Genomic DNA, 14,585 nt, shown 5'->3' with positions numbered 1-14,585 from the left:
CTCGGCGGCGTTTCGGTCCGCGGGCCCGGCGCGGGTTGGTGGCCGGGCCGTCGTGGGGGCACGGCCGGGGTGCCGGACGGCCGCGCCGCGTTCGTGGCGTAGGCGTCCAGGATCGTGGGCAGCAGGCCGCCGTCGTAGTCGGCCTTGAGGGCGAGGCGCAGTCCGGGCCGGCCGGCCCGGCGGGCGCGGTGTTCCGCGGTCGCGACCGCGTCCAGCGCCACCCGCGCGTCGGTCAGCAGCGTCTCGCCGGCCGGTGTCAGCGTGACCCGGCGGGTGGTGCGGGTCAGCAGCGGGACGCCGAGCTGGCGTTCCAGGTCGCGGATCGCGCGGGACAGCGGTGGCTGTGCCATGCCCAGCCGTTCGGCGGCGCGGCCGAAGTGCCGTTCCTCGGCCACGGCGACGAAGTACCTCAGCTGCCGGGTCTCCAGGCCACTCATATCCGCACGGTATCAATCGGAACGCAGCCGGTCTTTCCGTACCGCGGGGGTGTGGGTCTTGACTGAACGGGTCGATGCCGCACGAAGGAAGAGAACGATGATCGTAGTCACCGCGCCCACCGGCCAGATCGGCGCGCACGTGGTGCGCGAGCTGATCGACGCGGACGTGCGATTCCGGGTGGTCGCCCGCGATCCGGCCCGGCTGGCGCCGGGCGTCGCCGAGCGCGCCGAGGTGGTGACCGGCTCGCACGGCGATCCGGACGTCATGGCCGCGGCCGTCGACGGCGCGGACACCGTGTTCTGGCTGGTGCCACCGAGTCCGGCGGCCGCGTCCGTGTCCGAGGCGTTCGCCGGGTTCGCGCGGCCGGTGCTGGACGCGTTCGCGGGCCGGCGGGTGGTCGCGGTCTCCGCGCTCGGGCGCGGCACGCCGGTTGCCGCGCGGGCCGGCCGCGTCACCGCCACGCACGCGATGGACGACCTGATCGCCGGGACCGCCGCGGCGTACCGTGCGCTGGTCATGTCGTCCTTCATGGACAATCTGCTGCGGCACGTCGTGCCGATCACCACGGACGGCGTGTTCCGCGGTCCGCACCGGCCGGACCTGGCGATGCCGCACGTGGCCACGCGGGACGTCGCCGCGGCCGCGGTCCGGTTGCTGCGTGACGGCTCGTGGGGCGGGCGGGCCGAGGTGCCGGTGCTCGGCCCGGAGGATCTGACGTTCGACGGGATCGCCGCGATCGTCGGTGACGTGCTGGGCCGGCCGGTCCGCTACGAGCGGGTGCCGGGGGACGCGTTCGTGGCGGCCATGACGCGCGCCGGGAACACCGAGCCGATGGCGCGGAGCCTGCTCGACATGGCGCTGGCCAAGAACGACGGCCTGGACGCGGGCGTGTCCCGGACGCCGGCGACGACCGGGCCGACCTCGTTCCGGCGGTGGTGCGTGGAGGTGTTCCGGCCGGCGGCGGAGCGTAGTGGCTTGATCACCAAGGAAGATAGCCGACAGCGCGGCTGGCCGAACGGCCAGTGACCAGGGGTTTTCCGGCGTGTGAGGGTACTGCTCGTGTCTGCACAGGAGGACCCCATGGACGAAGCCCTGACCGCGTACGCCGACGGCCACACCGACGGCCTGAACGGTGTCCGCGACGAGACCCGCACCGGTGACCCGGACTACCGCACCGGCCTGCACGACGGTCAGGTGGCCGCGTTCGAGCGTGACCTGCTGGCCGCCGTCCGCCGGGTCCTGGGCAAGTCCTAGCGCAGTCGTGGCGCCGGGCGCAGCGGCGTGCCGTTCAGGCCGGTCCCGCCGGGCAGGCTCCACCAGAGCTCGTCGTCGACCGTGAGGTACGGGTGCCGGGAGCCGACCGTGCCGCCGTGGTCGAGCGTGTCCGCGATCGCGGTCAGGTACGGGCCGAGCGGCGGGTAGCCGTCGGTGAAGTCGCCGCCGGCCGCGTGCCGGGCCATGCCGAGGCGGCCGTGGCCGGGACCGGGGCGCAGGTCGACGACGAGCGCGTCGCCGTTGTCCGCGCAGAACGGCACCCACCACGGGTCCCACCACGGCTCGCCGGTCTCCGGGTCGGGGTCGAAGCCGTTGACGTCCTCCGCGACGTCCATGCACGTCTCGTAGTGCTCCGCGATCGAGGTCGCGGACAGCGGCGCGGCGTCCGGGAACAGGTTGGCCCGGCCGGTCAGCCCGTTGTGCCGGCGCAGCGACTCGGCGAGCGCGGGCGGCGTCTCGAAGCGGAGCACGGCGTCCAGCGCTGCGATGTCGGCCGGGGTGGCCGGCGGGGCCAGCAGCGCGAGGCTGCGTGGCGCGTGTCGCGCCATCCACCGCTCGATCCGCTCCCAGGCCGCGTGCACGCTCATGCCGGGCCGTCCTCGCGTCCCCGGCCGGGACCGGCCGGCCGGAGTGCGGGCCAGGCCGGCCCCGGCGCGCGGCGGACCGCGTCGCCGGAGCCGGGCGGTGCGTCGAGGGTCAACGGTCGACCGCGTACTTCTCGATCTCGGCGAGTTCGTCGTCGGAGAACGCGAGGTTGCCGAGCGCCGCGATGTTCGTCTCCAGCTGGGTGGTGCTGGACGCGCCGATGATCAGGCTGGTCATCCGCGGGTCGCGCAGCGCCCAGGCGAGCGCGAGCTGGGCCAGGGACTGCCCGCGGCCGGACGCGATCTCGTTGAGCGCGCGGACCTTGGCCATGGTGTCCTCGGACAGGTCGCTCTCGTTCAGGAAGGTGCTGGTCGCGACGCGGGAGTCGGACGGCACGCCGCGCAGGTAGCGGTCGGTGAGCAGGCCCTGCTGGAGCGGGCTGAACGCGATGCAGCCGGCGCCGGCGGTCTCCAGCGCGTCGAGCAGGCCGTCCCGCTCGATCCAGCGGTTGAGCATCGAGTACGACGGCTGGTGGATCAGCAGCGGCGTGCCGAGCGAGCGCAGGATCTCGGCCGCGCGGGTGGTCTGCTCGGCCGTGTAGTTGGAGATGCCGACGTAGAGCGCCTTGCCGGAGCGGACGATCGCGTCCAGCGCGGCCATGGTCTCCTCGAGCGGCGTCTCCGGGTCCGGCCGGTGGTGGTAGAAGATGTCGACGTAGTCCACGCCGAGCCGCCGCAGCGACTGGTCCAGCGACGAGACCAGCTGCTTGCGCGAGCCCCACTCGCCGTACGGCCCGTCCCACATGTGGTAGCCGGCCTTGGAGGAGATGACGATCTCGTCCCGGTACGGCTTGAGGTCGGTGGCGAGGAGCCGGCCGAAGTTCGACTCGGCGGAGCCGGGCGGCGGGCCGTAGTTGTTGGCCAGGTCGAAGTGGGTGACGCCGAGGTCGAACGCCCGCCGCACGATCTCCCGCTGGGTCTCCAGCGGCCGGGTGTCGCCGAAGTTGTGCCAGAGGCCGAGCGAGATCGCGGGCAGCTTCAGCCCACTGCGGCCGGAACGCCGGTAGGTCATCGTCCGGTAGCGGTCACTTGCGGGGTTGTACGTCGTCACGCCGGTGAGCCTAACCCTGCGGTACGACGACTCGACCCGAGGCGGCCAGCAGCGCCGGGTCGGGCACGTCGCGGTCGTACTGCAGGCACGCGGTCATCGTGGTGCCGCCGTCGCCCACGGTGACCAGGTCCAGCGCGGGATCCGTGTCGTCACACACCCCCATCCGGTACGCGCACCGCGCGCGGTAGGGGCAGCCCGGTTCACTCGCCGGCGTGGCCCCGGACCGCGCGCCGGCGAACAGGTCGATCGTGTGCGGGTGGTGCGGGCCGGCCCACACGTCCTCGGCGCGGCCGTGCTCGACGATCCGCCCGCCGTAGAGCACCGCGACCTCGTCCGCGACGCCGCGCAGCGCGGCCGGATCGGTGCAGGTGACCACGATCGCGAACCCGTACCGGTCGCGCAGCCGGGCCAGCGCGGCCGCGGAGGAGGCCGGCGCGTCATCGATGACCAGCACGTCCGCGTGCCGCTGCCGGGGCGTGAGCACCGGGTCGGCGGCGTCCAGGACGCGCGGCGACGCGGCGGCCAGCCGTTCCGCCCGGCTGGGCCGGGGCGTGTCCGCGCGCAGCACGATCTCGGGGCCGTCGTCCCGCGGCCGGAGCGTGACCGTGCCGGTGTGCTCGACGTGGTCGCCGGTGAGCACGCGGGTGAGGGTGCTGCGGCCGCTGCCGGGCTCGCCGGCCACGCCGAGGACGGCGCCGGCCGGCAGGTCGAACGAGACCTCGCACAGCGCGGGCCGGTCGCCGCCGCCCGCGACCGTGACCTGCCGCACGCTCAGCACGAGTCCGTTCCGGGCATCACCGATGCTCAAACGCGCCCCCGAGCGTGTGGTTTTCCGCCTGTTTGCACCCGTTTAACCTGCGATAATGCTAAACGCGAGAAAATGGAAACATCCGGCCGGTTCCGGCGTCAACGTGTAGTCGTCGAGCAGTCGTCCGCAAGCGCCGAAGGGCCCGGACCGCCGCCGAGATCGGCCCGAAACATGATCACTGCTACCGTTGGCGGTGCCGGCATCATCCGTACGGGAGAGACTCGACTTCTCGGGCGCCGAAGGGGCAAATCCTCCCCGGAACCTCTCAGGCAAAAGGACCGTACGGGCAGGCGACTCTGAAGCATGGCTCCGCCGTGCGACAGAGGGGGAGGTTGATTCCGTCGACCTCTTCGCCCGAGGAGCCGCATGACCGCCTTCTTCGACCCCGATCTCTTCGCCACGCGCCACATCGGCCCGAACGCGGCCGAGCAGCGCCGCATGGTCGAGACCATCGGGTACGGCTCCGTCGAGGAGCTGATGGACGTCGCCATCCCCGAGGTGATCCGCTGGCACGGCACGCTCGACCTGCCGGCCGCGGTGACCGAGGCGGAGGCGCTCGCCGAGCTGCGCGCGCTCGCCGCGCGGAACACGGTCGCCACCTCCATGATCGGCCTGGGGTACCACGGCACGCACACGCCCGGCGTCATCCTGCGCAACGTGCTGGAGAACCCGGCCTGGTACACGGCGTACACGCCGTACCAGCCGGAGATCTCCCAGGGCCGCCTCGAGGCGTTGCTCAACTTCCAGACCATGGTGGCCGACCTGACCGGCCTGACCACGGCCAACGCCTCGATGCTGGACGAGGGCACCGCGGTCGCGGAGGCGATGACGCTCGCCCGGCGCTCGTCCAAGAGCAAGTCCGGCGTGTACGTCGTGGACGCCGAGACGCTGCCGCAGTCGCTCAACGTGATCCTCACCCGGGCCGAGCCGCTCGGCATCGACGTGCGGGTGCTCGACCTGACGACCGAGGCGCTGCCGGACGAGTTCTTCGGGCTGCACCTGCAGTACCCGGGCGCGTCCGGCGTGATCCGGGACGACGCGGCCCTGATCGAGGCCGCCCACGCGAAGGGTGCGCTGGTCACGGTCGCGGCCGACCTGCTGGCGCTGACGCTGCTGCGCTCGCCCGGCGAGATCGGCGCGGACATCGCGGCCGGCACCACGCAGCGCTTCGGCGTGCCGATGGGCTTCGGCGGCCCGCACGCCGGCTACCTCGCGGTCCGGTCCGGGCTGGAGCGCTCGCTGCCCGGCCGGCTGGTCGGCGTGTCCAAGGACGCGGACGGCGCGCCCGCGTACCGGCTCGCGCTGCAGACCCGTGAGCAGCACATCCGCCGGGAGAAGGCGACCAGCAACATCTGCACTGCGCAGGTGCTGCTCGCGGTGATGGCCAGCATGTACGCGGTCTACCACGGCCCGGCCGGCCTGCAGTCGATCGCGCGGCGCGTGCACCTGCGGGCGTCGCAGCTGGCCTCGGCGCTGAAGCGGATCGACGGCGTGACCGTGGTGCACGAGGACTTCTTCGACACGCTGCTGGTACGCGTACCCGGGAAGGCTTCTGCGGTTGTCGAAGCCGCCGCGCGCGCGGGCATCAACCTTCGGACGATCGACGCGGACCACCTCGGCATCGCGTGTGACGAGACCACGACCGTCGCGCACCTCGAGGCCGTGGTCGCGGCGTTCGGCGGGACCGGCATCCCGGACGGCGCGGCGACGGACCTCCCGGCCGCGCTGGTCCGCACCAGCGAGTACCTCACGCACCCGGTGTTCTCCAGCCACCACTCCGAGACCGCGATGCTGCGCTACCTGCGCCGCCTGTCGGACATGGACTACGCGCTGGACCGCGGCATGATCCCGCTCGGCTCCTGCACGATGAAGCTGAACGCGACCGCGGAGATGGAGGCGATCACCTGGCCCGAGTTCGCCCAGCTGCACCCGTTCGCCCCGGCCACCCAGACGGCGGGCTACGAGCAGCTGATCGGGCAGCTGGAGGGCTGGCTGGCCGAGGTCACCGGGTACGACCGGGTGAGCGTCCAGCCGAACGCCGGCTCCCAGGGCGAGCTGGCCGGCCTGCTCGCGATCCGCGGCTACCACCTGGCCAACGGCGACGCGCAGCGCACGGTCTGCCTGATCCCGTCGTCCGCGCACGGCACCAACGCGGCCTCGGCCGTGATGGCCGGCATGAAGGTCGTCGTGGTCGCCAGCCAGGACGACGGCACGGTCGACCTCGCCGACCTGGACCGCAAGATAGAGCAGCACCGGGACTCGCTCGCCGCGATCATGGTGACCTACCCGTCCACGCACGGCGTCTACGAGACCGGCATCGCCGCGCTCTGCGCCAAGGTGCACGAGGCCGGGGGCCAGGTGTACGTGGACGGCGCGAACCTGAACGCGCTGGTCGGCTTCGCCAAGCCGGGCAAGTTCGGCGCGGACGTGTCGCACCTGAACCTGCACAAGACGTTCTGCATCCCGCACGGCGGTGGCGGTCCCGGCGTCGGCCCGGTCGCGGTGCGTGAGCACCTGGCGCCCTACCTGCCGGGTGACCCGCTGGTGCCCGGCGCCAACGCGGTCTCCGCCGCGAACCACGGCTCCGCCGGGATCCTGCCGATCCCGTGGGCGTACCTGCGGATGATGGGCCCGGACGGGCTGGTCGCCGCGACCGGCGCGGCCGTGCTCGCCGCGAACTACGTCGCCGCCCGGCTGCGTAACCACTACCCGGTGCTCTACGCGGGCAACAAGGGCCTGGTCGCGCACGAGTGCATCCTCGACCTGCGCCCGCTCACCAAGGCGACCGGCGTGACCGTGGACGACGTGGCCAAGCGCCTGATCGACTACGGCTTCCACGCGCCGACCATGTCGTTCCCGGTGGCCGGCACGCTGATGGTGGAGCCGACCGAGTCCGAGGACCTGGCCGAGCTGGACCGGTTCTGCGACGCGATGATCGCAATCCGGGAGGAGATCGCCCGGGTCGAGGCGGGGGAGTGGCCGCTGGCCGACAGCCCGCTGTCGAACGCGCCGCACACCGCCGCGTCCGTCTCGGCGGACACGTGGGAGCACGCCTACCCGCGCTCGGTCGCCGCGTTCCCGCCCGGCGTGGACCGGGCCGCGAAGTACTGGCCGCCGGTCCGCCGCATCGACGGCGCGTTCGGCGACCGCAACCTGGTCTGCTCCTGCCCGGCGCCGGAGGCGTTCGAGGACTGACGCCGGACATGCGAGAAGCCGGGCAGTACGCTGCCCGGCTTCTCGCATGCGGATGACGGTGGTGTGGCGGTCTCCGGCGCCGGTCCGGGGGTCCTCCGTGCGGAGGCGTCACTCGCCGGACCGGCCGTCGGCAGACGGCCGATTGGTTACGGAGAGACAGCTCGACGCTGAGCCGCACCGGTACGGTGCGTTACGAGAAGTGACCCGGTGAGGTCACCGCCGGAGTGGCGTCGTTGACGTCCGGCTGAGTGGGGATCAAGCCGCCAGGGCGTGCCGCGCGGGGCCGCGGTGGGGCTCGATGCAGCTGCCGTCCGGCAGCAGTTCGCCCGTGTCCTCGAAGACGATGACACCGTTGCAGAGCAGGCTCCAGCCCTGCTCCGGGAAGGACGCGATCACCTTCGCGGCCTCCCGATCGGTGGCATCAGAGGTCGGACAGGGGCATTGGTGCTGGCACATCGGGGTCTCCGGTCCGGGGGTTTCCTGTGGCATGTTTCACATGCCCGGTGATGCACATTACCAAGGCGGTAGCGCACCGCCGAGCGTGCGGCGCGCGAATGAACGTGAATCCTCCGTTCGGCTGATCTACATCAGCCCGGACGGTTGGGATCGCTCCCACCGGGGGTGACCCCAGCGTTACGGAGATCGTCATCGCTGTCACGCTCCGAGTGTGACTCGCGGGCGCCACACCTGCCACACCGATTGTCCGCCATCCGTCCCGTCACACTGTGTCGCGTCGTCGCCCCGGTAAGGAGTCCGCTAGCCTGTCGGTCATGACGATGCGGCCCATCCGAGTGCTCGGCGACGCGGTCCTGCGCAGCCCCGCCGAAACCGTGACCACGTTCGACGCCGGCCTCCGGGACCTGGTGACCGACCTGATGGACACGCTGCTCGGCAAGCCCGGGCGGGCCGGGGTGGCGGCACCGCAGATCGGCGTGAGCGCGGCCGTGTTCGTCTACGACGACAGCGCCGGGCACCGCGGCCATGTCGTGAACCCGACCATCGAGATCGGCGCCGAGACCGAGGAGGACGACGAGGGCTGCCTCTCCGTCCCGGGGCTGTACTTCCCGACCGTGCGCGCGCTCACCGCCACGGTCCGCGGCGTGGACCAGCACGGCGACCCGCTGGTGATCGAGGGCGAGGGCTACCTGGCCCGGATCCTCCAGCACGAGACCGACCACCTGGCCGGCCGGCTGTACGTCGACACGCTGCGCGGCGACGCCCGCCGGTCCGCGCTCCGCGAGATCCGCGCGGCCTCCTGGTCCCGGGCGTAACCGACCGGCGCGCCCACCGCCGTCCGCCGGGGCGTTGCCCCGGCTTCGGGGCGCCGCACCGATCCGTCTCGGCCGTTCACCGTGCCGGCGGTCTCGGCCGTTAGCCGTGCCGGTGTTCGCCGTGTTGGCCGAGGCCCTGCTCCCGTGCCCAGGCGCGCAGCTCGGCCTCGGCCTCCGCGCGGGACAGCGGGCCGCGTGCGACGCGCAGGAGCCGCACCCGCCGGGTCGCCGCACCGACCAGCGGTCCGGGTGGGATGTCCAGCAACGCCATGATCGCCCGCCCGTCCAGATCCGGCGTGACCTCCGCCAGCGCCCGCTCCGCCTCCCGGAGTCGTGCCCGGCGGGCCGGCGCCTCGGCGTGCGCCGGTGTCCGTCCGGCGCGGGCACGGGCCAGCCAGTCGTCCAGGTCGCGTTCCATCCCGAGGCCGACGTCGTCGAACAGGTCGAGCGGCCGCCCCGGGTCGTGCGCGTACGTCCGTCCGCTCGGTCGGACCCCGAGCCGGGCCAGCGCCGCGTTGATCGGCCAGTCCTCCCGCGGGCCGTCGAACCGGTCGTCGGAGACCGGCCCCCAGACCGGCGCACCGTCCCGCCAGACCTCGGCGGTCTGGTCACCGTCACCGCCGTGGAAGGTGGCCTCCACGAGCGCGAGCGGACCCGGCACCGACCACTCCGCCAGCACCCGGCCGAACGTCGTGCCGCCGGTCACCTCCGCGAACAGCGCGTCGCTGATCGGCACCATGCCCATCCCGCGGCGCAACTCCGCGACCACCCCGTGCCGGGACCCGGCCACCCGATCCCGGAGCACCGCCGCCTCGGCGACCACCGCAGCCAGCCGGTACACGTGACCCCCACCGTCGTCGTCGACCGGCCCATGATGGCACCGGCGCGCGGGAACCCGCCACGCCGGCCGCCACGGTGACCGGTCCGGCGGTACTGTCGCGTCGACGTCACCCGTCGACGGAGGCCGCGCCATGACCGAGGCACAACCCGACACGACCGCGGTGAGCAGCGCCCGGGTGTGGAACTACCTGCTCGGCGGCACCGACAACTTCCCGGTCGACCGGGAGGTCGGCGACCGGATCCGCCAGGCCCTGCCGGACATCGTGGTCCTCGCCCGCGAGCAGCGGAAGTTCCTGGTCCGGGTGGTGACCTACCTGGCCGCGGACGCGGGCGTGCGCCAGTTCCTCGACATCGGCGCCGGCCTGCCCACCGCGAACAACACGCACGAGATCGCCCGCCGGATCACGCCCGGGGCCCGCGTGGTCTACGTGGACAGGGACCCGCTGGTCCGCGCGCACGCCCGCGCGCTGCTGGCCGGCGGCCCGCCCGGCGCCACCGACTACGTGCACTGCGCGGCCGAGGACCCGGAGACGATCCTGCGCGAGTCCGCCCGCACGCTCGACCTCAGCGAGCCGGTCGCGGTCATCATGTGCGGGCTGCTCGGCAACATCGCCGACTACGACACGGCCCGCGCGGTCGTCGTCCGGCTGATGGCCGGCCTGCCCGCCGGCAGCTACCTCGCGGTCTCCGACGGCGTCGACACCAGCCCCGGCATCATCGCCGCGGTCGCCGCCGCGAACCGGTCCGGTCACCCGTACAACCTGCGCACCCCGGCCCAGGTCGCCGGCTACCTCGACGGGCTCGACCCGGTCCCGCCGGGCGTGGTGCCGATCCCGCAGTGGCGCCCGGAGCCGGGCGCGGACCCGCCGCCGATGGACGGCCGCAGCGGGCTGGCCCGCAAACCCTAGGTTCCGGCCGGCCGGAACCTAGGGACTTCATCGGTGTGCCGGCCGTACCCGGGTCCTATCGTGGACGCGTCGAATGGGGGTCCCGCCGATGTGTGACCGAGGCCGGTGAACGGCGCGTGCGGCCGGCGCGCACCCTGGTGAAGGCGCCCGCGCCCGCAGTGCGCCCGGCTACCGTCGCGCGCCCGGCCACCGCGGTGCGGTCGCCTGCCTCGGCGTGGCCGGCTACCGCGGTGCACCCGGCCACCGCCGTGGAACGCGCGCCGTCGCGTGCCGTGGGAGCGACGCGGAGCGCGCACCCGGCGGTGGGCAACACCGCCACCACGGTCGCGTTGCTGGGCGCCCCCGACGCGATCGTGTTCGCCGCGACACGGAACCCACGGTCGACGGCGGGCAACGCGGCCACCGCGGTCACCATGCGGTCCGCCACCGCTCCCGGCCGGACGCCGCAGTCCGCCACCGTTCCCGCCCGGACAACCCAGCCCGCCACCGCTCCCGGCCGGACGCTGCGGTCCGCCACCGTTGCCGGCCGGACACCTCAGCCGGCGGTGCCCGCGCCCGCGGCGGCACTCGGCGGTTCCCCGCCGGCCGTGGCGGAGCCGCCCCGGAGCCGGCGGCCCGCCACACCGGCACCCGGCGCGCCGGCTGCCCCGGCCCGGCGGGCCGGACCGCACCGGGATCCGAAGTTCGTGGCGCTGAAGGCGGACGTCGCCGCCAAGGCGCGGACGGTGGGCACCAGCCATCCGCCGGCGCGCGACGAGGCCACGAACGCGCAGGACGCCGCGCTGCCGCCGCGGGACGACGAGCAGGCGCAGGGCAAGGCGGCGAACGCGGAGAAGATGGACGCGGCGCAGCCCCAGGAGTTCGACCGGGCGGCGTTCGTCCGCGCGGTCAAGGAGGCGATCGCCCGGAAGGCACCGCAGAACCTCGACGAGGCCGACAGCTTCGCCGAGTCGGAGCGACCGGCCGAGATCAAGGCCCAGGTCGAGGGGCAGGTCGACGAGGGCAAAGAGGCGTCGGCGACCCAGATCGCCACCACCATCGCCGCGCCTCCGGACACGTCGAAGGCGGTGTCGAAGAAGGTCGGCCCGCTCACCCGGGACCGGCCACCGGGCGTGCCGGGCCGGCCGAACCCGGCCGGTGCCGTCCCGGACCGGTTGCCGCCGGCGGCCACCGACACCTCCGGAGGACCGCGCCACGTCGACCGGCAGATGGCCGACGCCCAGATCACCGAGGCGCAGCTGGCGAAGTCGAACGAGCCGCGCTTCAAGCAGGCGCTCGACGGCAAGAAGGCGATGGAGCGCGAGGCGCCCCGGGCCCAGCACCGCATGCGGGCGCACGAGGCCGGCACGCTCGCGGCCGCGACGGCGGGCGCGGCCGGTCTGGGCGCCGCCGCCATGCAGGACATGACGGGCACCCGGACCGCCGCGGGCCGGCGGGTCGGTGCGGGCAAGGACACCGCCAAGAGCCGGGACGAGGCCAAGCGCGCCCAGGTCACCGCGACGCTGCAGCGCGTCTTCGACGCGACGAAGAACGACGTCGAGGACATCCTGTCCGGCCTGGACCACATGGTCGACGACCAGTTCACCCGGGAGGAACGGTCGGCCCGCGACGACTTCACCGCCGAGCACCGGCGCCTGATGGACGACTACAAGGACCGGCGCTACGGCGGCGCCGCCGGCAAGCTCCGCTGGGCGGGCGACCTGATCGGCGGTCTGCCCGAGGAGGCCAACCGGATCTTCGTGGTCGCCCGCGACCACTACGTGACCCGGATGGAGACCGTGATCGGCAACATCGCCGACACGATCGCCGCCGAACTGAAGCGCGCGAAGAAGCGCATCGCCGACGGCAAGGCCCAGCTGCACGACGCGGTCCGCCGCCTCCCCGCCGACCTGCGGGCCATCGGCCGCGAGGCGGCGGGCGAGTTCGCCGACCGGTTCGACGAACTGCACCAGGAGGTCGACGACAAGGGCACCGAACTGGTCGACACGCTGGCCACCAGGTACACCGACGCGCTCAAGGACGTCGACGACGAGATCGCCGCGGAGAAGGAGAAGAACAAGGGCGTGGCCGCCAAGGTCGTCGACGCCGTCAAGGGCGTCATCGACACCATCACCGAGCTGAAGAACCTGCTGCTCGGCGTGCTCCGCAAGGCCGCGCAGGCGGTGCTGGCCATCCTCAAGGACCCGATCGGTTTCCTCGGCAACCTCGTCTCCGGCGTCGGCGGCGGCCTGAAGCTCTTCATGAGCAACGCCAAGAACCACCTGGTGTCCGGCCTGCTCACCTGGCTGCTCGGCGTCGCACCCGCCGCCGGTCTCAAGATCCCGACCACCTTCGACGTACGCGGCATCTTCCTGCTCCTCGCCGGCCTGCTCGGCGTGTCCTGGGCCGGCCTCCGCGCGCGCCTCGCCGGCCGGGTGCCGCCGCAGGCGATGACCGCGGCCGAGACCGCCGTGCCGTTGGTTGCCCAGCTCAAGAAACGGGGCATCGAGGGCCTGTGGGACGAGGTGCGGTCCCGCGTCGGCGACCTGAAACGCGAGCTGACCTCGAAACTCGTCGAGTACCTCGTGCCGACGATCATCGTCGCGGGCGCCACCACGATCCTGTCGATGCTCAACCCGGCATCGGCCTTCATCCGCGCCTGCAAGCTGATCATCGACATCATCCGCTTCATCGTCACCCAGGCCCGCCAGATCATCGCCTTCGTCGACGCGGTCCTCGACGCCGTCATCGCCGTCGCCCGCGGCGGCACCGGCGGCGTCCCCGCCCTCGTCGAACGCGCCCTGGCCCGCTCGATCCCGGTCCTGCTCGGCGCCCTCGCCGCCCTGCTCGGCCTGGGCGGCATCCCCGCCCGCGTCCGCCAGATCTTCCAATCCATGTCCCGCCCCGTCACCCGCGCCATCGACGCGGTCCTCGACAAGATCACCGGCCTGATCAAGAAACTCTGGGCGAAGATCAAGCCGAGGAAACCCGGGCGATCGGGCGATCGCACGCGCCCGGCGGCTCCCGGCCGGCCGAAGACGCCCCGCGGCCCGGGCGCCCCCCGCCGCCCGAGGCGCGATCGTGCGGACCAGCAGGACGCGCGGATCAAGCGGCTCGTTCAGTCGGCCGAGGCCACCATCGCCTCGGCTCCGCCGGAACTGGCCAGGGAGATCGACTCGGTGAGCGAGGGCAGGGTCATTTACCGCGGCAGTGGCATCGGCCGTGGCCTGCGCGCCATTAGGGCGTTCCTGGCCCGGCACCGAGGTGCGCGCTTCGACCGGGCGACTGGCATGCTCGCGCTGCCCCCGTCACCGTCCCATGTACCCGACTCGCTGTCCAGCCTCGGTGCGGCGATGGCGCGGGCGACCGGAGTGTCGATCGTGCGCATCGAGCGGGTCGACGACGGCGCCGAGGTGTGGGGAGAGATCAATCCCGCCACGCGGCTCGCCCGCATTCGCGGTCTCGCCACCGCCGACGCGGTGCTCCGAATCGCCGTCGCCCAGCACGGAATCCTCCAGTTCCTGGAGAACCTGGCCACCAACAGGCCGATGACGGTCACACAGGGCACGGTGACCGGAACCATCGGGCTCCCGCAGTTCATCACCGCGTGGGCGACGGCGTCGAACCGGAACTTCGTCAAGAAACGCTTCCGGGACGCGATGAAGGGTACGCACGAATGGTTGCCCAGCGACTACATTCTCGACGTGACGCAGCGGGCCGCCACCGATGCGGTCGAAGGCACGAGATGGCTTACATTGCAGCACGATCTGCGCTCGAACACCTTCGAGGTCGTCTTCGATCCCGATGCGTCCACGCCGGACATCGTCTATGACCGGCTCCCGCGGGAGAGCCGGCCCCGCAACTTCAGCATTCCGCAGGGGCACGTCGGCGCGGTCTACTATCCCACGGTCTCCAAGAAGGACCAGCAGACGGACGGCACCGGCGCTTTCCACAACGACCTGCGGGCCGCCTTCACCTCGGCACGTAACGTCAAGGAGTCGGCGCAGCGCGCGAACGCGGTCATGCGGCTGTGGGTCTGGGACGGCGGGAAGAAGATAGCGCCACAGATCCATCCGAAGGCCCGGGACAAGAACGGTGTATCGGTCACACCGGTGGGGCAGCGCCGCAAGATGCAGAAGATCGTCAAGATGTTCCGCAAACACACCTGAGGAGCCG

Annotated in this window: 10 protein-coding genes, 2 pseudogenes and 1 riboswitch; of the genes and pseudogenes, 6 read left to right on the top strand and 6 right to left on the bottom strand. The window is 72.9% G+C overall.

Annotated features, from left to right (window positions below):
* Positions 1-65 precede the first annotated feature (65 nt).
* A pseudogene (locus tag J2S44_RS43100) lies at positions 66-437 on the bottom strand (LysR family transcriptional regulator); the annotation flags it as partial.
* 97 nt (positions 438-534) lie between these two features.
* Between J2S44_RS43100 and J2S44_RS41825 the strand changes: the two are divergent.
* Both J2S44_RS41825 and J2S44_RS41820 read left to right on the top strand, forming a co-directional pair.
* Positions 535-1,464, top strand: a complete 930-nt coding sequence (locus J2S44_RS41825) for an NmrA family NAD(P)-binding protein (protein ID WP_310429053.1) — start codon at positions 535-537, stop codon at positions 1,462-1,464.
* A gap of 54 nt (positions 1,465-1,518) precedes the next feature.
* Entirely contained in the window at positions 1,519-1,692 is a 174-nt protein-coding gene (locus J2S44_RS41820; protein WP_310429051.1) for a hypothetical protein, read from the top strand.
* Here the strand turns inward: J2S44_RS41820 and J2S44_RS41815 are convergent.
* The 3 genes from J2S44_RS41815 to J2S44_RS41805 all read right to left on the bottom strand — a co-directional run bounded on the left by J2S44_RS41815 (position 1,689) and on the right by J2S44_RS41805 (position 4,186).
* Entirely contained in the window at positions 1,689-2,300 is a 612-nt protein-coding gene (locus tag J2S44_RS41815; RefSeq protein ID WP_310429049.1) for an SMI1/KNR4 family protein, read from the bottom strand. The genes J2S44_RS41820 and J2S44_RS41815 overlap by 4 nt on opposite strands.
* A gap of 109 nt (positions 2,301-2,409) precedes the next feature.
* Complete coding sequence (mgrA, locus tag J2S44_RS41810; protein WP_310429047.1) at positions 2,410-3,408, bottom strand: L-glyceraldehyde 3-phosphate reductase; 999 nt, start codon at positions 3,406-3,408, stop codon at positions 2,410-2,412.
* 10 nt (positions 3,409-3,418) lie between these two features.
* The gene (locus J2S44_RS41805; RefSeq protein WP_310429045.1) at positions 3,419-4,186 is read right to left on the bottom strand and encodes an ATP-binding cassette domain-containing protein; all 768 of its coding nucleotides are present in this window, start codon (positions 4,184-4,186) and stop codon (positions 3,419-3,421) included.
* A 231-nt stretch (positions 4,187-4,417) separates the two neighbouring features.
* Positions 4,418-4,507, top strand: a riboswitch (glycine riboswitch).
* A 75-nt stretch (positions 4,508-4,582) separates the two neighbouring features.
* On the opposite strand from J2S44_RS41805, the gene gcvP reads away from it, so the two are divergent.
* Positions 4,583-7,411 carry an aminomethyl-transferring glycine dehydrogenase gene (gcvP, locus tag J2S44_RS41800; protein WP_310429043.1) on the top strand — a complete coding sequence of 943 codons (2,829 nt, stop codon included), beginning with the start codon at positions 4,583-4,585 and terminating at the stop codon, positions 7,409-7,411.
* 255 nt (positions 7,412-7,666) lie between these two features.
* On the opposite strand, the gene J2S44_RS41795 is transcribed toward gcvP, so the two are convergent.
* A complete protein-coding gene (locus J2S44_RS41795; protein ID WP_306829691.1) occupies positions 7,667-7,867 on the bottom strand; it encodes a DUF5999 family protein in 201 nt (66 codons plus the stop codon).
* Positions 7,868-8,181: 314 nt separating this feature from the next.
* On the opposite strand from J2S44_RS41795, the gene J2S44_RS41790 reads away from it, so the two are divergent.
* Complete coding sequence (locus tag J2S44_RS41790; RefSeq protein ID WP_310429041.1) at positions 8,182-8,682, top strand: peptide deformylase; 501 nt, start codon at positions 8,182-8,184, stop codon at positions 8,680-8,682.
* A 100-nt stretch (positions 8,683-8,782) separates the two neighbouring features.
* Here the strand turns inward: J2S44_RS41790 and J2S44_RS41785 are convergent.
* Positions 8,783-9,004 (bottom strand): annotated as a pseudogene (locus tag J2S44_RS41785) (hypothetical protein); the annotation flags it as partial.
* Positions 9,005-9,653: 649 nt separating this feature from the next.
* On the opposite strand from J2S44_RS41785, the gene J2S44_RS41780 reads away from it, so the two are divergent.
* Together J2S44_RS41780 and J2S44_RS41775 are read left to right on the top strand one after the other, a co-directional pair.
* Complete coding sequence (locus J2S44_RS41780; protein ID WP_310429039.1) at positions 9,654-10,430, top strand: SAM-dependent methyltransferase; 777 nt, start codon at positions 9,654-9,656, stop codon at positions 10,428-10,430.
* A gap of 272 nt (positions 10,431-10,702) precedes the next feature.
* Positions 10,703-14,578, top strand: a complete 3,876-nt coding sequence (locus J2S44_RS41775; RefSeq protein ID WP_310429038.1) for a hypothetical protein — start codon at positions 10,703-10,705, stop codon at positions 14,576-14,578.
* Positions 14,579-14,585: the final 7 nt, after the last annotated feature.

The sequence above is a fragment of the Catenuloplanes niger genome (genome assembly GCF_031458255.1).
Lineage (GTDB): Bacteria > Actinomycetota > Actinomycetes > Mycobacteriales > Micromonosporaceae > Catenuloplanes > Catenuloplanes niger.
This window is presented reverse-complemented; position numbering and strand designations above follow the sequence as displayed.

Bases quoted from the DNA above. Each gene is read 5' to 3' on its own strand.
- gcvP (WP_310429043.1), top strand. From the start codon at position 4,583: ATGACCGCCTTCTTCGACCCCGATCTCTTCGCCACGCGCCACATCGGC.
- J2S44_RS41795 (WP_306829691.1), bottom strand. From the start codon at position 7,867: ATGTGCCAGCACCAATGCCCCTGTCCGACCTCTGATGCCACCGATCGG.
- J2S44_RS41820 (WP_310429051.1), top strand. From the start codon at position 1,519: ATGGACGAAGCCCTGACCGCGTACGCCGACGGCCACACCGACGGCCTG.
- J2S44_RS41790 (WP_310429041.1), top strand. From the start codon at position 8,182: ATGACGATGCGGCCCATCCGAGTGCTCGGCGACGCGGTCCTGCGCAGC.
- J2S44_RS41815 (WP_310429049.1), bottom strand. From the start codon at position 2,300: ATGAGCGTGCACGCGGCCTGGGAGCGGATCGAGCGGTGGATGGCGCGA.
- J2S44_RS41780 (WP_310429039.1), top strand. From the start codon at position 9,654: ATGACCGAGGCACAACCCGACACGACCGCGGTGAGCAGCGCCCGGGTG.
- J2S44_RS41825 (WP_310429053.1), top strand. From the start codon at position 535: ATGATCGTAGTCACCGCGCCCACCGGCCAGATCGGCGCGCACGTGGTG.